This window comes from Shewanella sp. AC91-MNA-CIBAN-0169, assembly GCF_040310165.1.
Classification (GTDB): domain Bacteria; phylum Pseudomonadota; class Gammaproteobacteria; order Enterobacterales; family Shewanellaceae; genus Shewanella.
The window spans coordinates 94694-118039 of sequence record NZ_JBEOPM010000014.1; the positions used below are offsets into that span (position 1 = coordinate 94694).

A 23346-nucleotide genomic window follows, 5' to 3' on the forward strand; every position below is an offset into this window, starting at 1 on the left:
AGTGTTAAGCAATAGTCGGGCACTAAGTTAGAGCGTACAGTCACTTTTACTAAATCTAAATAGACATGAAAACAGACACAAAAATGGACTCATTAGAGTCCATTTTTCGTTTGCTCAACAGGCTATGTTAGCCTTTAAGTTTAGACGCGTCAGACTGTTTCTTATCGTAATACTCAAATGGAAACTGGTTACGAATTTGCTGGACTAAGTTATCGCCAATATTGGCCGACACGTGTAAACGTACGTCACCAGATTTTTCAGCTCTGACCGTGCAAGTCAGTTTATTAGATTTGGCTATGGCACGACAATCACGTTCAAACTTCTCCGGTATTTTGCCTTTATGCTTATTGAGCTTGCCATCTTTAAAATGCATCTCAAAAAGTGTTAATCCACGGTTACCACTAAAAATCAGTTTATAGGCCAGAAAAAATAACCCTGCGATTATCAGTATTTTTATGATGGTATCAGCCATAGTTCGCTCCTTTGTGCCGTATATTCAACGGTTGCTATAACAATAAGATACTCTGGTATGCCATGGATGCAATGCTATTTTATTGAAATCTATGCGCAAGATCTAAATTATATCGCATCAATAAAACCTCATTTATGAATCCATCAAATGTTGTCATATCATTTTTTCATATAAGTGCTTTAGATTAGCAGTTCATTGTTTGACTCATATTAATTGAATGCGTGTTTCTTTTTTATGAAACAAAATTTCTTTTAAATCAGCTAAAAGCTTAATTGGTATGTGTGTGGCGTTTTTTTAAGCTGATTTACGGTGTAAATATAGCTTTCTAAAAAAGTGGGCTGTGCTACATTAATGTACATACATGAACGCATGTAAACGGATGTACAACTTATTTAAGGATTGAAAAATGCCATTATCTAATGCTGATCGTTGGGCCGAAATTTGTGAGATTCAATCATCACTGATGCGTAATTTAGCCAGCCAGTTTCCGCAACGAAACGAGCAATTACAAAATCTTGCAGATGGTTGGCAATGCGTTAAAAAACAAGCCCTAGGGCAGCCGCTAACAGGTTTGAATACTAAGTAATTTCTGTTTTTTCTTTTGTTGTATCGCTACTGTTTTTCGTTAAATATTTGTCATAAAAAAACCGCCATTGGCGGTTTTTTGTTTTTAAGACTGACTTGTAATCATGGGTACTGATTAACTCACTCGGCTTAGAACGCGTAACTAACGCTCGCTAATAAAGTACCGGTGTTTTTATATAGATCAGAACTTACTTCATTATCACCATCAATGTCGGTGTCTAAATACGCAACCGAGATGCCAAAACCTGACACTTCTGTTGATACACCAATAGAGTAGTCTGAATAGCTGTCAAAGCCTTCTCCGTCATCAATGGCGTCGCCAAAATTGTAACCATAATGCAAATCTAGGCTCCAGTTATCAGCAAACTCCCAGCCATAATTGATTTCGGTGTAATGTAGGTCAAGATCGCTGCCACCATAATCATTAGTAAACCAGTAAGCGGCTCTAAAACCACTAAAGTCGATACCTGCGCTGACTTCTAGATAGTCTAAATCACTTTCTCCAGGGTAGTTATAACGGTACAAGGTTAAGTCATAGCTAGTGTCATCGTTAATTTCACCGTAATAACCAGCATACAAATCAATCTCTACATCTGGGCCATTGTATTCAGGCTCATCAAAATCAATGGTACTTGCCCAAGCACCGACGAAAAATCCGCTATCATGGCTCCAGTCAATATTACCTTGTAGTGCGGGATCTGCTGCACTTTGTGACACACCTCGGAAGCGGTAGTCGTTGGTTACAGTGATTGCACCAGAGACTTCTGCCGTAGCGAGTGGAGCCAGTAGGGTAGCTGATAATGTTAATCCAGTTAACAGTGCAATTCGCGTTCTTTTTAATGTGTTCGACACGATATTATCTCCATTTACATAAAATACAGTTGTTGGTATTTAGGTACACAACGGCTGCGAATGCCACTTATCAGACCTAAAACCGTAACGATTTAGTCTGTACCGCATGGCGGTTAAACACTATGTTTGTTCAAGCTGTTGTTCAAACATAACGTAGATTTTTTTACAATGATTGACGACTTCCCATGTGCCGGTAAAGCCAGCAGGAATAACAAATTTATCACCAGCATTGACGGTTAAGCTTTTGCCTTGGCTGTCGGTGATAATGCTACAGCCTTCGAGAATATCGCAATACTCATATTCGCTATAATTGATATTCCAACTGCCTGGTTCACTTTGCCAAATGCCAACATTAAACTGCTTGCACGGGCTTTCGAAATGGTTTTGCACTGACTGCAGTGGATCACCAGTAAGCAGTTTTTCATCCGTTAAGTGATACGACTCAACCGCAGTTGATTGACTACTAAAAAGCGTAATATCGTTAATATGCTTCATCGTTGGCTTCACTTATTTCATGGTCGGCATAATAAATGCCGAAGGTTCATTAGTGTCGGTTTTAGCTTGTGGCCAGCGAGCGGTAATGGCTTTGCGCTTGGTATAAAAACGAACGCCATCGGGTCCGTGCATGTGCAGCGGCCCAAATAGCGAACGTTTCCAACCGCCAAAGCTATGAAATGCCATCGGCACCGGAATAGGCACGTTAACGCCGACCATGCCTACTTCAACATGGTGACAAAAGTGACGAGCTACTTGGCCACTTTGAGTAAAAATAGCGGTGCCATTACCAAATTCGTGTTGGTTAATCAGCGTCAATGCATCGGCATAGTTATCGACGCGGACGATGGCTAACACAGGACCAAAAATTTCCTGTTGGTAAATGCTCATCGTTGGCGTGACATGGTCAAATAAGCACGCACCTAAAAAGTAACCTTGCTGGTGGTCTTGAATACTGATGTCTCGGCCATCAACGACTAATGTTGCACCTTCCTTAACACCCGCTTCGACATAATCGCGTACTTTAGCTAAATGCTGGGCCGAAATTAACGGTCCCATGTCCATTTCAGGGGTAATACCGCTGCCAATTTTTAAGGCACTAATTTGCGGTAATAATGCCTCGACTAATTTGTCGCCCACATCGCCGACCGCGAGTACCACCGAAATAGCCATACAGCGTTCACCTGCACTACCATATGCTGCACCCATTAATGCATTGACCGCTTGATCTAAGTCAGCATCTGGCATTAATAACATGTGATTTTTAGCCCCGCCCAATGCTTGCACTCGTTTACCGTGGGCAGAGGCGGTGCTGTAAATGTATTCGGCAATCGGGGTTGAGCCAACAAAACTAATCGCGTGAACATCGGGATGAGTTAATAAAGCATCAACGGCTTCTTTATCGCCATTAATCACGTTAAACACGCCATTTGGCAGGCCTGCTTGTGTCAGTAATTCGGCAATAAACATTACTGCACTGGGGTCTTTTTCAGACGGCTTCATGATAAAGGTATTACCGCAGGCTATTGCGATAGGGAACATCCACATTGGCACCATAACAGGAAAGTTAAACGGTGAAATACCGGCGACGACACCCAACGATTGGTTAACAGACCATGAGTCAACGCCACCACCCACTTGTTGAGTATGTTCACCTTTGAGTAAATGCGGAATGCCGCAAGCAAACTCAACAACTTCAAGCCCTCGGGTAATTTCACCTTTAGCATCATCCAACACTTTGCCATGTTCAAGAGTGATGAGTTGGGCCAATTTATCAATATTTTGCTCTACTAACGCTTTAAACTTAAATAATACCCGAGCACGATTAAGTGGCGTCACTTGCGACCAAGTCTGATAGGCATTTTTGGCAACCGTTACCGCCAAGCTTACTTCATCGTGACTCGCCAGTGATACTTGGCCACGAGTTTCCCCCGTAGCAGGATCATAGATGGTTTGATTACGTTGACTGGCTGGAGTGTGTTGCCCATCGACAAAATGAGTGATGTTAAGCATGAACGGGATCCTTTTAAGCAAAATATGTATTCAGAAAATATTAACTAACAGCGTTAACCAACAGTGTTAATTGCATCGGTAATGTAATTAACCATGTCGTCGATTTGTGACTTTTCCACTATAAGTGGCGGAGATATTGCAATAATGTCAGCCGTTGCCCGTACTAACGCGCCATGCCTAAAGCAATGATCAAAAATGTCATAACCTCGTTTACCCACGCCTTTATCACTTGGTGCTAATTGAATACCTGCAACTAAACCGGTATTACGAATATCAATGACGTTTGGTAAACCTTTAAGGCTGTGAACCGCTTGCTCGAAATAAGACTCAAGCCCTTTTGCGCGTTCAAATAATTGCTCATCTTCATATATGGATAAGGTCGCAAGTGCTGAGGCTGCCGCGACCGGATGACCGGAATAGGTATAACCATGGAAAAACTCTATTAATTCATCAGGGCCATGCATGCAGGTGTCGTGAATGGTATTGCTAACAAATACCGCCCCCATTGGAATTGCACCATTATTAATGGCTTTGGCTGTGGTGATCATGTCTGGGGTAACTTGCCAGCGCTCGCTGGCAAAGGCGGCACCGACTCGGCCAAAGCCGGTGATCACTTCATCGAATATTAATAAAATGCCGTGCTTTTGGGTGATTTCGCGTAACCGCGTTAAGTACCCATCTGGCGGTAAAATAACCCCAGCAGAACCAGACATAGGCTCAACAATGACCGCGGCAATGTTCTCGGCGCCATGTAAGGAAATCAGTTGCTCAAGCACTTCGGCTTTATCCAAACCGTGTGGCGGTAAACCGTGGCTAAAGGCATTATTGGCAATATCGAGTGTATGAGGCAGGTGATCGATCCCCTGGAGTAATTGCTGACTAAAGGTTTTGCGATTATTACTGATCCCACCGACTGAAATCCCGCCAAAACCGACACCATGATAACCAAGCTCGCGGCCGATAAACCGAGTACGCGTGGCTTGACCATTAGCGCGATGATAACAAAGCGCCATTTTTAGGGCGGTATCTACCGATTCTGAACCGGAATTGGTAAAAAACACCTTATCCAATCCGTCAGGGCTCAGCTGACTGAGTTTATGCGCTAATTCAAAGGCGAGCGGATGGCCCATTTGAAAAGACGGTGCATAATCCATTTGGCTAATTTGTTTGCTTACCGCTTGGGAAATTTCTTGGCGGCCGTGGCCAGCATTGCAACACCATAAACCGGCAGTAGCATCGAGTACTTTATTGCCTTCAATATCGGTGTAATACATTCCTTGTGCCGAAACCAAAAGCCTAGGATTAGTCTTAAATTGCTTATTGGCAGTAAACGGCATCCAAAAATGTGCCATGTTCGGCAATGTTTGCGATGAATCGCCAGTTCCATTTTGCTGATATTCGCTCATAAATTGACTCTACATTGATAGCTACAATTACTAGGGATCCATCTCAAATTGATTAAATAATGAGTGACGAATATTCGCTATGCTATGTCAAAAATAATGAACGTTAAAGTGTTTTGTGCATTTATTTAAACTAAATGTGCCTATTTTGTAAAATATATTGAAAATATCTTGCTGTTGAGCATAATCAGGTGACAATATTCATCAAGGTTATTGTGTCGGTAATCCATTTTATGTGGCACAAATTTTAGGTTTAGCACCTGCTTTTTAGCGCAGTTTGGTGCTTATCAATCCATTTATTATTTCGAGGTCACAATGAGTACTCCAACAAGTCGTAGCGATTGGGAAGCACTAGCAGCAAGTCTAAAAATTACTGGGCAAGCTTTCATTAATGGTCAATATCAAGGTGCCGCTTCTGGTGACACATTTGACTGTATCAGCCCTATTGATGGCCAAGTATTGGCCAAAGTGGCTAGCTGTGATTTAGCCGATGCTAACCTTGCAGTCGCGAACGCGCGTGAAGTGTTTGAAGCGGGTACTTGGTCAATGTTACCGCCAGTAAAGCGCAAGCAAGTAATGATTAAGTTTGCTGATTTACTCGAAGAAAATGCCGATGAATTGGCGTTACTTGAAACGCTTGATATGGGTAAACCAATTCAACACTCCAAAGGCGTTGATGTGGTCGGCGCTGCCCGTGCTATACGTTGGTATGGTGAAGCGATAGATAAAATTTATGATGAAATTGCTCCTACTGCTCATAATGAAATAGGCATGATCACTCGCGAACCCGTTGGTGTGGTTGCAGCCATTGTGCCATGGAATTTCCCAATGATTATGGCATGCTGGAAGCTTGGGCCTTCACTCGCCACGGGTAATAGTGTGATTTTAAAGCCATCTGAAAAATCACCACTTACGGCTATTCGCATGGCGCAATTAGCGATTGAAGCGGGTATTCCTGCAGGGGTACTCAACGTATTACCTGGTTTTGGTCATACAGTTGGTAAAGCGTTGGCACTGCACATGGATGTCGATACTTTAGTATTCACTGGTTCAACTAAAATTGCTAAGCAGTTAATGATTTACGCAGGCGAGTCGAACATGAAGCGCGTGTGGTTAGAAGCGGGCGGTAAGAGCCCTAATATTGTGTTTAATGACGCACCAGATTTAAAAGCAGCTGCAGAAGCCGCCGCAGTAGCCATTGCTTTTAACCAAGGCGAAGTGTGCACTGCCGGTTCTCGTTTATTGGTTGAGTCAGGCGTAAAAGATGAGTTAATCAAGCTTATTGTTGAAGAAATGCAAGGGTGGCAACCAGGGCATCCACTTGATCCTAAAACAACCTGCGGTGCAATGGTTGATCAACAGCAACTGACTAACGTGCTTAATTACATTAAAGCCGGTAGTGAGCAAGGTGCTACCTTGGTTGATGGTGGTAAACAAGTGATGGCAGAAACTGGCGGCATGTATGTACAACCAACCATTTTTAGTAATGTTAGAAATGACATGACCATTGCCAGCGAAGAGATTTTTGGCCCAGTGTTATCGGTAATCGAGTTTGATGGCATGGAACAAGCCGTCAAGATTGCCAACGACACTATGTATGGTTTAGCGGCAGGTGTGTGGACATCAAACTTAAGCAAAGCTCACAAAACAGCCAAAGCGCTGCGCAGCGGTATGGTATGGATTAACCATTATGATGGTGGCGACATGACTGCACCGTTTGGTGGTTATAAACAGTCAGGTAATGGCCGTGATAAATCATTACATGCGTTTGATAAGTACACCGAAATCAAAGCAACTTGGATAGCCCTATAATAGGTATTTCAATGTAGATTAATAGCAAGCCCTTTAGCAATAAAGGGCTTTTTTATTGGTCATATTAGCGCTGGATAATTCATAGCAACCACTCAAATTTTGTTTAACAAGTGCATCTATATTGCTGAAGCCTTAATGCGAGCGGAGGTTAAGCAAAATTAACGCTAAAATGCTAACTATTCGCTGTAGACTCAAAGGCATTATTTACCTCAACATGTCATACACGGATGAATACAGATGACCCATAAGACCTTCTCTCGTTTAGCTATTATTGCTGCTGGTGGCTTTTTTGGTTTTATTTTGTGGATTATTTACCTCGCCAATACTGGCAGTCAAAGTGTGTTTTTCGACGTAATAAAACATGTTCCCTATGGTGACAAGATTTGTCACATGTTGTTATTCGGGTTATTAACTTTTGTGGCCAATTTAGCGCTGCAGAGTCGTCATTTTTGTATCGGGCGTCTTCCGCTTTATTACGGCACTGTGTTAGTGTCGATATTCGTCCTGAGTGAAGAAATCAGCCAGGGTTTTATCCCATCAAGAACATTAGACATCATCGATTTAGTTGCCGATGCTGTAGGTATAATTTTATTCAGTTATTTAAGTGGGTTAACTCAGCGTTATATAGACAATCATCATGAGAGTACTCGTGTGAGTTAGCATCAATATTTTCAATCAATATTTGCCATCAATTGTAAGAGAGGTTTAATGTGAATTTTCCTTTAGTGACCACCGATTGGTTAGCGCAACACTTAGAAGACCCAGACCTTGTATTACTAGATGCCAGCATAGACATTGTGCTGGGAAAAGAACCACTTGTTTATGATGAGCTTTACGTTATTCCTGGTGCATTATCGTGCCAAATAGATAAACTTTTTTTCAATCATCAATCTCCACAAACTCACGCTATGCCCACGGAAGATCAATTTACTGTTGCAACTAAATCATTAGGAATAAGCCATAATAGCACCGTAGTTATTTACGATGACCAAGGCATTTATTCTGCACCGCGTGCGTGGTGGACCTTTAAAGCAATGGGATTTGATAAAGTATTTGTACTCGATGGTGGTTTACCACAGTGGCGCAGTGAAGGGCGAGACACAGTGCGTCAGTTTGCGACAGCAACTGACTCTGGTGATATTAAAGGCCGCTTGCAGCAATATAAGGTGTGTGACACTGAGTTTGTGTTAACCCATCTTGGTCATGCAAAAGTTGATATTATTGATGCGCGAGCAGCAGGGCGGTTTAACGGTACGTCACCAGAACCTCGTGTTGGCATGCGCAGCGGTCATATACCCGGTTCACTCAACTTGCCTTTTGCACAGGTATTAAACGGTTTTAAAATGAAATCTATCCGTGAATTGCATACAATTTTCGCCACCTTAGATACCAGTAATAATGCTCAACGGGTGTTTAGCTGTGGTTCAGGAATTACCGCCTGTATTTTGATTCTGGCTTCATATGTAGCAGGGCATCATCAAGCGGCTTTATATGATGGTTCTTGGGCAGTTTGGGGCGGCGATGCTGCGCTTCCAATAGAGTAGATCCGATATTACCGTTATCCCGGGAATGCTTATATTTACTGTCATTCCCGAAAATCTTTTAATCGGGAATCCAGGTGTTGCTTTGTACTTTTGTACTTTATGGCCTACTGCCACTAACGTCGTGGCGCTTCACCCACACCAGACCAAGAGGAAACCAACGGCTGTTCCCTCTTTATTCTTTATAAAAGAATTGGCCCAGCCGCCACAACAAAATTATCCCATTTGATTTAAAAAATAGATGCGATAATTTCGCGACGTGGTCAGATCCAGCTTTTAACTTCATCTTAGTGTTCTTCAGCCTTATTCGAAAATGCTAACGCTTCAGATAGGCCATCCATGGCCACCGAAAGCTAGCCTGACGTCCTGTCAGGCTCACGCATTCTTTTATAAAGAGTCTTCAACGGCCTCAAGTTCAGAGTTGAATTTGGGCATGACTAATTCGTTTCGGACACAAAAGTGGCTTAAAACTTATCTTTTTATAAAAGTTTATGCGGACCCAATTAAATTCCCAGCTTTTAACTTCGTCTGAGTGTTCTTCGGCCAACTCTTTATGATAAAGAATGAAAATGCTAACGCTTCACATAGGGAGCCTGATGTGATTGGATTCACAAATGTCGTGATGGCATGGTCAATGATGTTCCCTACATCATTATGACATTTCCAATATCCATATAGGTCAGATGTGCGAGAAAGGCCATGTCAGGCTCACGCATTCTTTTATAACACGCATTCTTTTATAAAGAGTCCTCAACGTCCTCAATCAAGCTGAAACCGGATGGTTAAAGTAGCAAAATAATCTTAAAGCTATATAGTCCAACGACCTGCAATGAGAAGTCTCTGGCGATAATGTTCAGTTAGAGTCTGATTAATCAATATCATCGAGGAATTGAAATTATTTACTTGTGAATAATGAGCTTGTTATGCTAATTTTTTGCGAACTCAACATCATGATGGAATATGAATGCGTTATCTACTGCTAGCCATGCTGCTAACCTTAACTGGTTGCGCAAATAAACAACCCTCTTTTAGTCTTGTTATCGACCCCTTATTGCCCTCGGTCATTAATTATAGCGGTGAAATTGATCCAGATAATGTTGCCGCTTTTGAACAAGGCATAACAAATAGTCCAACTCAAATAACCTCATTGGTTATTAACAGTGGTGGGGGAGATGTACTTGCTGGCATACGATTAGGTGAGTTGGTATATCAGCACAAATTAAAGGTTACAGTTGATAAAGTCTGTGCATCATCGTGTGCTAATTATGTTGTAACCGCCAGTGATGAAGTGACTATAAAACAAGATGCCCTGTTAGGTTGGCATGGTGGGGTGTTACAACCACTATTATACGGCTCGGAAGACTTCCATAAGTACAACAAAAGTATGGTTGAATATATTATGGCGTGGGCAGAGGCCGAGCGCGTCTTTTTTGACATGGTTAAGGTTAATCAAGCTGTCACGGTATTGGGGATGATGCCCGGTTTAAAAGGTAAACGAAACACGCCATTATTTAGTTATGATCAACAGACGTTAAAGGCGTTAGGTTTACATATTACTTTTGAAGACAAGCAAGCAACAGTTTCTAAAACCGGCGAAGAAATTGTACAAATATTTAGCTTAAGCCCTGAAGTATTAGACACTTTACTGCTGCAGCATGCACAAAGGTTACAGCAATTGTAATTAAGTTAGCTTGTCTTTTAAGCGATGGCCTCCGGCCACTAAGGCTTAAGATCGCAAGGTTCCAGCCTGCACAGGCCAAAGGGGGGCAACAGCAACCCCCTCTTTATTCTTTATTAAAGAATTGGCCCCTGCCGTTCCGGCAACATTTTCGCTATTTAACCAAACAACAGCAGCAAAAAAATTGCGACGGAAATTGCTCCATCTTCTGACAGTGTTTTAGTCTGCTTCAGCCTTATTCGAAAATGCCTCAAGTTCAGACTTGAATTTAGGCATTTGAAAGCAAGATACATAACTCATTTATGCCCCAAAGCTTGTTTAGGTTATGGCCTGCGGCCACTAACGTCGTGGCGCTTCACCCACACCAGACCAAGAGGAAACCAACGGCTGTTCCCTCTTGGATCACCCAGCCGCCCCGCAACATTTTCAAACAGCGAAAAGGTCGCCATGGGGATTAATCCAGCTTTTGACCTCTCTTATAGACAGCCTCGGTCTTATTCGAAAATGCTACCGCTTCCGATAGGCCATCCATGGCCACCGAAAGCTAGCCTGACGTCCTGTCAGGCTCACGCTATTTTCTTCAACACCCTCAAGTTAAGAGTTGAATTTGGATATTTAAAGCAAACAAACTACGCGTTTGGACAATAATGACTTAGAACTTATCTTTTTATAAAATTTTACCCTGAGTCTGACTAATCCCCATGAAATAACAAACAGGAACAATAAGATATTTTAAATTAGGTGGGAACATTCATGACATTTTGTGATCAAATTTATCGCCAAACAAAAATTACCACGAGTAAATGCCATGAATGCAAAACAAGTTTTATCAAAATGCCTATCGTTTGTCACCCCGTTAATGCACAAAACCCGCCGACAGAGTTTATTCTCTGCAATCGAAAGCGCAATGAATGGTGGCTCCCTATCAATCACGGGTCTTGGCCGTGATATTCAGAGTCAAGCCATGGATAAACATAAGATTAAACGTGTGGATAGGCTCTGTAGTAATGGTCACTTACATCGTGATATCGAGTTCATATACACCCGTATGATCTATTTGCTCGTCGGAAAAATGAAGCAACCAATCATTCATATCGATTGGTCAGATCTTGATGACCGAAAGCAGCATTTTCTCATTCGAGCATCACTAGCAGCTCAAGGACGTTCACTGACACTTTATGAAGAAATACATCCACTAAACAAAAAAGAGAAGCCTAAAACCCATTTACGCTTTTTGACAAAACTTAAGGCTATACTACCCAATGACTGCAAGCCTATCATCGTAACCGATGCTGGTTTTCTGATCCCTTGGTTTAAGCAAATCTTGTCGCTTAACTGGGATTACGTAGGTCGATTTAGAAACCGAACACACTGCAAAAAATGCCTTGTGGATGACTGGTATCCCGTTAAGCAACTCTATGTTCAAGCAAGTGCTAGAGCCAAAAGCCTTGGCGTTTACTTTTTAGGTGAGCAAGTATCTTTTAAGTCACGTTTAGTCATTTTCAAGCGCAACGCAAAAGGTCGAAAAGATAAAGTGGCTACAGGTGACAAAGCTAGACGGAGTAAACAATCTCGTGCAAGTGCAGAGCGAGAGAAAGAGCCTTGGCTACTAGCAACATCACTTTGTAGTTCAAGCACTACAGCTAAAAGAATTGTTAAGATTTATGCGACGAGGATGCAGATAGAAGAAAGCTTTAGAGATGTTAAAACAGGGCTGAAAATGAATGATAGCGGCACGAGGGATCAACATAAATTAGGTGTACTCCTGCTCATAGCTTGTTTATCACAATTTATACTTTACCTGTTTGGTTTGGCTGTCAAAGCAGCTGATAAGCACAGGCAATATCAAGCTAACTCAATAAAGCACCGCAACGTGCTCTCAAACCAATTTATTGGCTTGAGAGCCTACAAAGATAAGGATTTGAAGCTGTTGAAATGGCATTAAATGTCAGCAATTAAGATGCTTAAAAATTTAGTAAGGGAACCACAAGCATCCTATTAAATTCGATGGGTTAGTATGATTAAAACATCATAATGTTTTAATCAAGAAATTCTACTCAAAAACAACGTTTTGATGTAGTGTTGTACTTCATTACAGGCGTTCTACTCGCGTCCTATCGTACTTAGACCCCTTTAAATATCTAATGGCTGAACTTTTTGTCTCCACATTATACGTTCCGTCCAATAAATCGATAATCATATACTCCCCAAGGATGGCTTCATGTCAGAAACAGCATTATCAAAGGCAATAGAAAGTGAATTAGGTAAAGCAATAACAACTAAAATCTTCGGAAAACTTAGTAATTTTGTAAAGAATCGTGTTGCCGAACGAGAAGCTCAGGAGATATTTGACAATATTAAGCCGGTAGCTGTTGAAGACCAACAAGCAATTTTCGAGAAAGTTACAAATCGCTATCTTACATTCAGAACACTTATGTCACGCGATAACGATGTCTTCATTGATGACATTTATCATCCATTGAGAGTTAGCATAAACAATGATATTAATGATTCGGTACTTATTGAAAAAGACACTGAATTTAAACACCGTAAGATTGCTTGCATTGTTGGTAAAGCTGGTCAGGGCAAAACGACTCTTCTACGGAAAATGTTTCTTAATCAAATTATAGGAAATACTGACCAATTCCCGCTAATCATCACACTAAGAAAAATTGATTGGTCGACCCCAAAATTAGATGTCCCTACAATCATATCAGATGAATTCAAAAGCTTAGGGATTACGGTATCCCCGTTAGCATGTAGTTACTTAATGCAATATCAGAGAATTAAAATATTCTATGATGGATTTGATGAGGTCGAAACAATACATAGAGGATATGCTCTAAGTATTATTATAGATACGCATGTATCGTTTAACTCGAAATGTATAGTCACCACTAGACCTGGGACTGAAATCCAACTTCACAGTGGAGAAGTCATTAATTATTGGTTAATGGATTTATTGCCTACTGATGTCGTGGAAATAATCAAAGGCCATCCCTTTGTTGGAGCGGCCGACAAAAAGCAGCTGTTGGATGTAATTCAAACTAAAAAAGACATTTCAGCGATACTATTAACTCCAATCATTGTTGACATTTTTATCAGTACATATAACTCATTAATTGCAGACCCGACATCAATCATCGACTTCTATGAACAACTATTTCAAACATTATCGTCATCGCATGACCGTTTAAAAATATTGTTTAAACGCTCAGGAAAATCAGGCTTGTCTAATAAGCAACTTGAGCAAGTATTTTGTACTGCATCGTATCTACTACTTAAAAAGCGCAATGATATAACCTTTCGTGAAACTGAACTTGAAAGTGCATGTGATGAAGCCGTTAAGCTTTTCAAATTTGAAGCCGAAGACTCTCATATTGATATTATTGACAAAACTTCATTAATTAAGCGAGATGGTAATGATTACTCTTATATCCATAAATCAATACTTGAATTCCATGCAGCAAAACACATAGCAAATTTATCTGATGAAACAAGAAAAAAATATTATTGTCAGATACTTACAAGTTATTCAGCTAATCATGAGAATATCCTACGATATCTATCAAAAATAGACACAGATCTGTTTTATATCGTATTCGTTAAAAAATTAACCATACTAATCAATGATGCTACAGGTATATTTAGTTCTGGATTAAGAAATACTGTCACTTCTCATTTGTTTATTGCTATTTCGTCTTATGATTCGATTCAAATTCATCTAAATGAAGGAGTTATGTCATTTTCACCACAATATGAATTAAAAAATAGTAGTAAATTGATTACAACATACTTCATGTTACTTTTCTCAATTTTCGACATTGTGCCACCACGATTAAAGAAAACTGATTTAGAAGTAATAATTTATAGTAGGTTGGAGCATGTCGACCTCCAGAATAAAGAACCTATTAAACGAACCGATGATGAATTAAAGAAAAAAATAAATTTGGTTTCTTTTGAAGTTGATATTGAAGAAGTGATTGATTTCAGAGCTGATTATGGAGATATTATTGATACACATCAATTAATCGAATTTTTTGATTCGATACATAAATTGTCCGCTGAAGTTGAGTCACTCGAAACTATTTATAAAGATAGAAATACATCTGAATTCTTGTGATAAAAAAGTTTAATTTAGTGGGGGCAGTGTCTGACGAATCACCATAAAATAACAAACAGGAACAATAATAAATTTAGTGGGGTCAGGGTAAACTTTTATAAAAAGTAAATTGAAACACTGGCTTTTCTAAAACGTTTATGACCCATTATGAGTTAATCACGATTTCTGACTTACATCATTTATCTAATGATAGAAACCAAATATCGACTTCGGAATCTATAAAGCAGTGACCAAAATAGATGCACCATTACACAGATATAAACCTTAGAGGTAATTAAAAGTGTATTATTTTCGTAGTTATATTGTTGGCGGTTATGCATATTATAGAAGTAAAAGTTTTGGCCATTCTGGGGCTGTGTCTATGGTATTGCTTTCGTCATTAGGTTTTTTTTTCATCTTGCATGGGGTGTTAAATGCAAATGATGTTAGTTTTTTTTCAGATGTTAGCGTGAGCGGGTATTTTTTTATATTTTCAATATGTGCTTTATGGCAATACATTTATTCACTTTTTTGTAAAAGGTTAAAAATATATGAACCTGATTTTGAAATCAGTATAGACCCTAGAAAAATTAGGTTGCATAGCTATGTAACATATTTTTTTATTACGATATTCATTGTTGTTCGAGTTTTTATTTGAATATTTAAACGAGACACCCATTGTTTCGGGCCTAGGCCCCAGCGCGTTATAGTTTAGCTGCTCGGTTTGTTTCTCTACTGCTTGTTCGACTTGTTCATCACTGGCTCGTTTATGTCCAAAAACGAGTTGTTCCTAGCTTTCAAATGCCCAAATTCAACTCTGAACTTGAGGTCGTTGAAGAAAATGACGTGAGCCCAGACATGGATGTCTGGCTAGCTTTGGAGGGGAAGGGACGCCCCATCTGAAGCGTTAGCATTTTCGAATAAGGCCGAAGAACACTAAAATGAAGTCCAAAGCTGGATCAATCCCCATGGCGACTTTTCGCAGCTATTGTTTTGTAAATAGTGAAAATGTTGCGGGGCGGCTGGGAGTTCCAAGAGGGAACAGCCGTTGGTTTCCTCTTGGTCTGGTGTGGGCGAAGCGCCACGACGTTAGTGGCCGCAGGCCATAAAGTACAAAAGTACAAAAGTACAAAGCAAAAATAACACCTGGATTCCGGCTCAAAAGCATTGCCGGAATGACGCCATATTTGGCCTGTGCAGGGGGGAACCTTGCGATCTTAAGCGTTAGTGGCCGCAGGCCATAAAAAGAACAAAGGTTGACCCTTTTGCCAACCCGCAGCAAATCCATCAACCTATAGCAAATCCTTCATCCTATGATAAAACATTCCAGCTGCAAGCAATGGCGATCGCAACATGGGCCCGCCTGGGAAGGTCATGTGTTTAATGTCATTAAACACATCAATACGTTGTGATTGCTGGCTAATGGCTTCAGCAATTAATCTTGCTGCCATATGCGTAGCGTTTACCCCGTGTCCGGCATAGGCTTGAGCAAAGTAGATGTTGGCTGCGTCAGGTAAACGGCCTATTTGCGGCATGCGATTGGCGCCGATGCCCATCATTCCGCCCCATTCATAATCAATTTTGATGCCTTTTAATTGTGGAAACACTTTTTCAAGATTAGGTCTTAACTCGGCTTCAATGTCTTTTGGGTCTTTACCAGAATAAGTGCATAAACCACCAAACAATAAACGACGGTCTGCTGATAAATGGAAGTAATCTAACGCCACGCGCATATCGGCAAATGCCATGTTTTGCGGGATGATACTGGCACATTGTTGCTCGGTTAATGGCTCAGTGGCTAATAAATAGGTGCCAGTTGGCAACACTTTTCCACCAAGGAAAGGGCTTAATTTATTGCCGATATAACCATTACCGGCCATGACTAGATAGTCACAAGTTACTTCGCCTTCAGCGGTAATGACTTTGGGTTTAGTGCCTTTAATGATTTTTTCTGCGGCGCTGTACTCAAATAATTGTGCACCAAGTTCGCGGGCGACACGCGCTTCGCCTAGGGCTAAATTAAGTGGGTGTAAATGTCCGCTGCCCATATCGACCAAGGCGCCTTGATAAAAGTCTGAACCGATAACTTCACCAATTTGTGAACGATCAAGCAGCTTGATTTTTTTTTGATAACCTTGGTCTTGAAGATCTTGGTATTCTGCCGCTAAATCATCCATGTGCCGTGGCTTTACGGCTAAATCACAATAACCCATGTGTAAGTCGCAATCGATTCTGTGCTCGGCAATGCGCTCGGTGACAATATCAACGGCTTCAAAACCCATTTGTTGAATAGATTTTACACCTTCGTCACCAATTTCATTTCGAAATTGACTAGCGTCATGACCGATCCCACGCATAAGTTCACCACCATTTCGGCCAGATGCGCCCCAACCAATCCGTTTGGCTTCGAGCAATGCGACACTGTAGCCGCGTTGTCTGAGTTCAATTGCAGTATTGATCCCGCTAAATCCACCGCCGACAATACACACATCGACAGTAATGTTTTCGGTTAGCTTGGGATGCTGATAAAGCTCTTTGGCGGTCGCGACATAAAAGGAGTCTGGGTAGTGTTGGCTATGAATCGGGGATTTATGCGGCATAAACGCTCCAAGCTATTGATTATAGTTGTAATAATAACTTTTAAATGAATAGTTAGATGCAATCTAAGCCATCTGCGGTGTGCATTTTATTTAACACTTATTTGGTGTAAAATACAATTGCTTTGATTTAAGTAAGATATCATGCTTAATGAATACAGATTTTTGGTAAAGTGTTAATAATCTGCAACACTTTAGCAGCAGGATATTGGTCAACATTTACTAGGAGAACGAATTTGGATATTGGTACAAGCCTAAAAGCTGTTCGTAAATTGAAAGGGTTATCTCAACGTGAGTTAGCCAAGCGTGCAGGGGTTACCAACAGTACAATTTCAATGATTGAGAAAAACAGTGTTAGCCCTTCGGTGAGTTCACTTAAAAAGGTTTTAGCCGGGATCCCGATGTCATTAGTGGATTTTTTCTCTATTGATGATGGCTCTATCGGTGACCAAAAAGTGGTTTATCGGGGTAATGAGTTGCTGGATATAGGTACGGGTGAATTAGTCTATAAGCTTATTGGCCGTGATTACCCAAACCGTGCGATGTCGCTAATGAGTGAAACATATCCTGTCAATGCTGATACAGGCGCTGAAATGCTGCAACATAAGGGTGAGGAAGGTGGCATCATTATAGAAGGTAAGCTTGAGCTTACTGTTGGCGAAGAGGTTTTTATCCTCGAAAAAGGCGATAGTTACTATTTTAATAGTGAACAACCTCATCGATTTCGTAACCCATTTGATGAACCTTGCAAGCTAACTAGCGCCACAACACCAGCTGATTTTTAATGATTTATTATTCAACTTTTTCTGCTTATATCTACTACGTTTGTTCAAGGGAATAGCCCAAGATTATCAATTAATCTTGCTATTCCTACTTCTCAAAAAGCTAATTTCTAACTCACTTTTAGCCTTTGTCGTATTACTTCCTAGCATGAGATTATTGGCTTGTGTAAAGAATATTAAGCAACAAATTCCCTTTTTTCGTGCATTGCCCTCCCCATTTTGGCGCATTTCTTTATGATATTTCATCAAAGTTACTTGGAATATTTTTTTATGCATTGCGGTTAATTTAAAGTTACTAGTTTGTTTTTAAAGTGTTTTAATTTATTTTTGTTAAAAGTTGTTTTTATCATCAGTTATCCTCTTGCCTAGCTAAAAAAATCCGTGTAGTGTGTGAAAAAACGAACACGTAAAACATTAAGTTCGTCACATTCTTTGCTAAAGGTGAGATATGTCTCTGTCAGGTCTTCCCCTCATAGGGGTAGTAGCGTGCAACCAGCAAATTGGTCTTCATCCATTTAACATTGTGGGTGAGAAATACTTGTTAAGTGTAGTTAATGGCGCTAAAGGGTTCCCCTTAGTCATCCCATCACTGGGCGTAGATACGCCTATTGACGCTATTCTTGCTCGTCTCGACGGAATCCTTTTTACAGGTTCTCCATCGAATGTTGAACCTCATCATTACCAAGGTCCTGCTAGTGATGATGGAACCCATCATGATCCCAAGCGTGACGCATTAACCTTACCACTGATAAAAGCCGCTATTGATGCAGGGATCCCTGTATTAGGTATTTGTCGTGGTTTTCAAGAAATGAACGTTGTTTTTGGTGGCAGTTTGTATCAGAAGCTACATGAAGTTGGCACGTATATTGAACATCGTGAAGATAAGAAAGCCCCATTAGATGTGCAATATGGTATTTCGCATCCAGTTAATCTGGTTGCTGGCGGGCTTCTTCACGATGCATGGGGCTGTGACACCGCAGAGGTTAACTCTGTTCATACTCAAGGCGTTGAACGTCTTGGTGAGGGGTTACAGCCAGAAGCATTCGCTCCAGACGGTTTAGTAGAAGCATTTTCTGTTAAAAATGCTAAAAATTTTGCATTAGGAGTCCAATGGCATCCAGAATGGAAAGTAACCGAAAATGCATTCTATACTGCAATCTTCGAAGCATTCGGACAAGCCTGTAGACAACATGCGGCAACACAAGTGAGATAAAAATGGATAAGTTAATCGCTTTTTTAAAAGACAAAAAAATTACCGAAGTAGAATGTGTTATCAGTGATATGACTGGCATTGCACGAGGCAAAATTGCCCCAGTAGATAAGTTTGTATCAGAAAAAGGCATGCGTTTACCTGAGAGCGTGCTGTTGCAAACGGTCACCGGTGATTTCATTAACGAAGAAATTTATTATCAACTTCTCGACGATGCCGATATCGATTTTGTCTGTGTTCCAGACGAAAATGCAGTATTTATGTTGCCATGGACCGTTGAAGCCACGGCTCAGGTTATCCATGATTGTTATGATCGTATGGGTAATCCAATTGAATTGTCACCGCGTAACGTGTTGAAGAAAGTACTTAAGCTTTATGAAGATAAAGGTTGGGAACCGGTGATTGCTCCTGAAATGGAATTTTACCTCACCAAACGTTCTGATGATCATGATTTACCGCTTAAGCCACCTATTGGGCGCTCTGGCCGCCCAGAAGCAGGCCGTCAGTCTTTCTCTATCGATGCTGCTAACGAATACGATCCATTGTTTGAAGATATGTATGATTGGTGTGAAATCCAAGGGTTAGATATTGATACTTTGATTCATGAAGACGGTCCAGCACAAATGGAGATTAACTTCAGCCACGGTAATGCATTGTCATTAGCCGATCAGGTGTTCATTTTTAAGCGCACCTTAAAAGAAGCCGCATTAAAGCATGATGTGTGTGCCACCTTTATGGCTAAGCCTGTTACCGATGAACCTGGCAGCGCGATGCACATTCACCAGAGCGTACTGGACATTAAAACCGGTAAAAACATTTTCACTAAAGAAGATGGCACTCAAAGTAAATTATTCCTCAGCTATATTGCGGGTTTACAACAGTACATTCCTGAATTGTTACCGTTAATGGCGCCAAGTGCTAACTCGTTCCGCCGCTTCTTACCGGGCACTTCTGCTCCAGTAAACTTAGAATGGGGCGTGGAAAATCGTACTTGTGGTCTTCGTATTCCTGAATCATCGCCACAAAATCGTCGTATTGAAAACCGTATTCCGGGTGCTGATGCTAACTGTTATCTTGCGATTGCTGCCAGCTTATTATGTGGTTATATCGGTATGGTTGACGACTTAAAACCTTCTACACCTGTGACAGGAAAGTCGAACGAAAGCCGTACTAATAACGAAAACTGCTTACCTTTGACCTTAGAAGAAGCGTTAGTGGCGATGCAAAGCAGTGATGCTTGTATTGAGTATTTAGGCCAATCTTTTACCACTGGTTTTGTGGCGGTAAAACAAGCTGAACTTGAAAACTTTAGACGCGTTGTGAGTTCGTGGGAACGTGAGTTCTTATTACTAACAGTGTAATGATAGCTGAGCGTATTGGCTTACATTATTAATGTGTGTGGATAGCAGCAGATAGCAAATACCAACGGATTTGCTATCTGTTTGAAAGGATACAAGTATGACAAAACCATTATCGACAGATGCGATGATCCAACAGCAAAAGCTTGAACGTCTGCAAACAGCAGACAAACAGCATTTTATTCACCCATTTACCGATTCAAAGGGGTTAGCTGAAAAGGGCACTCGGGTGATCGAACGGGCTGATGGAGTATATCTGTGGGATGTAATGGGTCATAAACTGTTGGATGGCATGGCAGGCTTATGGTGTGTCAATGTGGGCTATGGTCGGCAGTCAATTGTGGATGCTGTCAGCAAACAAATGCAAAAGCTGCCCTTTTATAATAGTTTTTTCCAATGCTCTCATCCTCCAGCGATTGAATTAGCGCAAAAAATTGCTTCTCTTGCCCCTGCGCACATGAACAATGTGTTTTTTACCGGGTCGGGTTCTGAGTCAAATGACACCAACTTACGTATGGTGCGACGTTACTGGGATTTAAAAGGCAAACCAAGCAAGAAAACCATTATCAGTCGAGTTAATGCTTACCATGGTTCTACTGTCGCGGGTGCCAGTTTAGGTGGTATGTCGGGCATGCATGAACAAGGCGATTTACCTATTCCTGGCGTGGTGCATATTGCGCAACCTTATTGGTATGCCGAAGGTAAAGATTTATCCCCAGAAGAATTTGGTTTGAAAACTGCGCAAGCACTTGAAGCCAAGATTATTGAGCTAGGCGAAGACAATGTTGCCGCTTTTATTGCCGAACCTTTTCAAGGCGCAGGTGGGGTGATTATTCCTCCATCAACGTATTGGCCTGAAATAAACCGCATTTTAGCCAAATACGATATTTTATTTATTCTTGATGAAGTGATCAGCGGTTTTGGCCGTACCGGAAAGTGGTTTGCCGCTGAGTATTTTGATTTGCAGCCAGACCTTATCACGATAGCCAAAGGCATGACGTCCGGTTATGTGCCAATGGGCGGGGTGATTGTGTCAGACAAAGTGGCCGAGGTTATTAAGCAAGACTGCGGCGAATTTACCCACGGTTTTACTTATTCTGGTCATCCGGTTGCCGCAGCAGCTGCATTAGAAAATATTCGTATTATTGAACAAGAAAAATTAGTTGAACGTGTGGCTAACGATACCTCGCCGTATTTACAGTCGTGCTTACAACAATTGGCCGAACATCCATTAGTGGGTGAGGTGCGTGGTGTTGGGTTAGTTGCAGCTATAGAGTTAGTCAAAGATAAATCGTTACGACAACGATTTGATGCCAACGTCGGCGTTGGAACATATTGCCGCGATGCGTGTATCACCCATGGTTTGGTGATGCGTTCTGTCGGCGACACCATGATTATTTCACCGCCATTAACCATTAGTCATAGTGAGATTGACGAGTTAGTCGCGAAAGCGACGCAAGCGTTAAATGATACTTATCAACACGTAAAAACCATGGAGTGATGTCCCGTTACTGAATGATTATTGCAATATAGTGATTTTTTAACCAATTGCATTTACACGATCTAGTAATCGAAAGTGTTTTTGATAGAATCGCGCTGAAGGAAACAAGTAATGTCGCGTTAACCATACCGATGCATAGTTAAGTTGTAGCATTGGATAATTTCTTTCATTAGAAAGAAGATTTTACACGCTGGTAAGACCTAGCGAAAAAAACAAATGTCAGTACCATTCTGACCATTATCCAACAGGGAGAAAGTATGAAGCTATTAAACAAACTATCCACATTGGCCTTAATTACTGCGGGTGTGTTTTCAAGCACTGCTATTCAGGCTCAGGAAGTGGTTAAAATGTACAACTGGTCGGATTATATTGCCGAAGATACCTTAGCCAATTTTGAGAAAGAAACCGGTATTCATGTTATTTATGACGTGTTTGACAGTAATGAAGTACTTGAAGCGAAATTACTTTCTGGCCACAGCGGTTATGACATTGTTGTTCCGTCTAATCACTTTTTAGCTAAGCAAATTAAAGCGGGTGCATTTCAAAAGCTTGATCGCGCTAAGTTGACTAATTATGCCAACTTAAAGCCTGATTTAATGAAACAACTACAAAAAGCTGATCCGGCCAATGAGCACGCAATTCCGTATTTATGGGGCACTAACGGTATTGGATATAATATTGAAAAAGTGAAAGCGGTATTAGGTGAAGATGCGCCATTTGATTCTTTAGAGCTTATCTTTAACCCTAAGTATGCTGAAAAAATTGGCTCATGTGGTTTCTCGATGCTTGATTCTGCCGACGACATGTTACCTCAAGCCCTGATTTACTTAGGCTTAGATCCAAACAGTAAAAATGCTGCTGATTATGAAAAAGCCGCCGCAGTGTTGGAAAAAGTACGTCCTTACGTCACTTACTTCCATTCATCGCGCTACATTTCAGACTTAGCTAACGGCGATATCTGTGTCGCGTTTGGTTTCTCTGGTGATGTATTCCAGGCTGCTGCACGTGCTGATGAAGCCGGTAACGGTAATAAGATTGGCTATTCTATTCCAAAAGAAGGCGCCAACTTATGGTTTGATATGTTAGCCATCCCACAAGATGCCACTAACGTAGATAACGCCCATAAACTGATTAACTACTTACTTCGCCCTGAAGTGATTGCACCTATCAGTAACTATGTTGCTTACGCTAACCCTAACGCTCCAGCACAAGCCTTAGTTGACGAAGCGATTCGTAATGACCCAGCCATTTACCCACCACAGTCGGTAATTGATAAGTTGTACATTGGCGATATTCGTCCATTAAAAATTCAACGTGTAGTAACGCGTGCATGGACCAAAGTGAAGTCAGGTCAATAACCTAACCTCACTAGCACTCAGGGCGAGCCCTCTCGCCCTGTTTTATAGCAGTATTGATGTATTTATTGGCTAATTTTGCCACTTTAAC

Annotated in this window: 18 protein-coding genes; 12 read left to right on the forward strand and 6 right to left on the reverse strand. The window is 41.0% G+C overall.

The genetic code is table 11. The annotated features are described in order from the left end of the window. Window positions 1-127: 127 nt before the first annotated feature. The gene (locus AAEY98_RS13360; RefSeq protein WP_182744190.1) at window positions 128-472 is read right to left on the reverse strand and encodes a DUF3634 family protein; all 345 of its coding nucleotides are present in this window, start codon (window positions 470-472) and stop codon (window positions 128-130) included. A 406-nt stretch (window positions 473-878) separates the two neighbouring features. On the opposite strand from AAEY98_RS13360, the gene AAEY98_RS13365 reads away from it, so the two are divergent. Further along, entirely contained in the window at window positions 879-1058 is a 180-nt protein-coding gene (locus tag AAEY98_RS13365) for a hypothetical protein (RefSeq protein ID WP_101088793.1), read from the forward strand. 128 nt (window positions 1059-1186) lie between these two features. Here the strand turns inward: AAEY98_RS13365 and AAEY98_RS13370 are convergent, their stop codons facing one another. The 4 genes from AAEY98_RS13370 to aptA all read right to left on the reverse strand — a co-directional run bounded on the left by AAEY98_RS13370 (window position 1187) and on the right by aptA (window position 5322). Then, the gene (locus tag AAEY98_RS13370) at window positions 1187-1909 is read right to left on the reverse strand and encodes a TorF family putative porin (RefSeq protein WP_101088794.1); all 723 of its coding nucleotides are present in this window, start codon (window positions 1907-1909) and stop codon (window positions 1187-1189) included. Between the two features lie 120 nt (window positions 1910-2029). Beyond that, entirely contained in the window at window positions 2030-2404 is a 375-nt protein-coding gene (locus tag AAEY98_RS13375) for a cupin domain-containing protein (protein ID WP_101088795.1), read from the reverse strand. Window positions 2405-2416: 12 nt separating this feature from the next. Beyond that, window positions 2417-3916: a CoA-acylating methylmalonate-semialdehyde dehydrogenase gene (locus AAEY98_RS13380; protein WP_162023729.1), complete on the reverse strand. Its 1500-nt coding sequence runs from the start codon at window positions 3914-3916 to the stop codon at window positions 2417-2419. 53 nt (window positions 3917-3969) lie between these two features. Further along, on the reverse strand, window positions 3970-5322 hold the full coding sequence (gene aptA / locus AAEY98_RS13385; protein ID WP_351017513.1) for an omega-aminotransferase AptA: 1353 nt from the start codon (window positions 5320-5322) through the stop codon (window positions 3970-3972). Between the two features lie 312 nt (window positions 5323-5634). Between aptA and AAEY98_RS13390 the strand changes: the two genes are divergently transcribed. From AAEY98_RS13390 to AAEY98_RS13415, 6 genes are all read left to right on the forward strand, one after another. Continuing rightward, a complete protein-coding gene (locus AAEY98_RS13390; RefSeq protein ID WP_101088798.1) occupies window positions 5635-7131 on the forward strand; it encodes an aldehyde dehydrogenase in 1497 nt (498 codons plus the stop codon). Between the two features lie 237 nt (window positions 7132-7368). Further along, on the forward strand, window positions 7369-7791 hold the full coding sequence (locus tag AAEY98_RS13395; RefSeq protein ID WP_101088799.1) for a VanZ family protein: 423 nt from the start codon (window positions 7369-7371) through the stop codon (window positions 7789-7791). A 50-nt stretch (window positions 7792-7841) separates the two neighbouring features. Beyond that, a complete protein-coding gene (locus AAEY98_RS13400; protein ID WP_162023726.1) occupies window positions 7842-8675 on the forward strand; it encodes a sulfurtransferase in 834 nt (277 codons plus the stop codon). Window positions 8676-9636: 961 nt separating this feature from the next. Further along, window positions 9637-10353, forward strand: a complete 717-nt coding sequence (locus AAEY98_RS13405) for a hypothetical protein (protein ID WP_351017516.1) — start codon at window positions 9637-9639, stop codon at window positions 10351-10353. A gap of 805 nt (window positions 10354-11158) precedes the next feature. Then, on the forward strand, window positions 11159-12295 hold the full coding sequence (locus AAEY98_RS13410) for an IS4 family transposase (protein ID WP_351017553.1): 1137 nt from the start codon (window positions 11159-11161) through the stop codon (window positions 12293-12295). A 276-nt stretch (window positions 12296-12571) separates the two neighbouring features. Then, window positions 12572-14473, forward strand: a complete 1902-nt coding sequence (locus AAEY98_RS13415; RefSeq protein ID WP_351017519.1) for an NACHT domain-containing protein — start codon at window positions 12572-12574, stop codon at window positions 14471-14473. Between the two features lie 1271 nt (window positions 14474-15744). Here AAEY98_RS13415 and AAEY98_RS13420 read toward each other — a convergent pair. Then, on the reverse strand, window positions 15745-17052 hold the full coding sequence (locus AAEY98_RS13420; protein ID WP_351017522.1) for an NAD(P)/FAD-dependent oxidoreductase: 1308 nt from the start codon (window positions 17050-17052) through the stop codon (window positions 15745-15747). Window positions 17053-17285: 233 nt separating this feature from the next. Here AAEY98_RS13420 and AAEY98_RS13425 point away from each other — a divergent pair, with 233 nt between their 5' ends. From AAEY98_RS13425 to AAEY98_RS13445, 5 genes are all read left to right on the forward strand, one after another. After that, window positions 17286-17834 carry a cupin domain-containing protein gene (locus AAEY98_RS13425; protein ID WP_101088804.1) on the forward strand — a complete coding sequence of 183 codons (549 nt, stop codon included), beginning with the start codon at window positions 17286-17288 and terminating at the stop codon, window positions 17832-17834. Window positions 17835-18279: 445 nt separating this feature from the next. Beyond that, window positions 18280-19044 carry a gamma-glutamyl-gamma-aminobutyrate hydrolase family protein gene (locus tag AAEY98_RS13430; RefSeq protein ID WP_101088805.1) on the forward strand — a complete coding sequence of 255 codons (765 nt, stop codon included), beginning with the start codon at window positions 18280-18282 and terminating at the stop codon, window positions 19042-19044. Window positions 19045-19046: 2 nt separating this feature from the next. After that, a complete protein-coding gene (locus AAEY98_RS13435) occupies window positions 19047-20402 on the forward strand; it encodes a glutamine synthetase family protein (protein WP_101088806.1) in 1356 nt (451 codons plus the stop codon). A gap of 97 nt (window positions 20403-20499) precedes the next feature. Next, window positions 20500-21900, forward strand: a complete 1401-nt coding sequence (locus AAEY98_RS13440) for an aspartate aminotransferase family protein (protein WP_208062785.1) — start codon at window positions 20500-20502, stop codon at window positions 21898-21900. A gap of 257 nt (window positions 21901-22157) precedes the next feature. Further along, window positions 22158-23258, forward strand: a complete 1101-nt coding sequence (locus AAEY98_RS13445) for a polyamine ABC transporter substrate-binding protein (RefSeq protein ID WP_101088807.1) — start codon at window positions 22158-22160, stop codon at window positions 23256-23258. The last annotated feature ends 88 nt before the right edge of the window (window positions 23259-23346 follow it).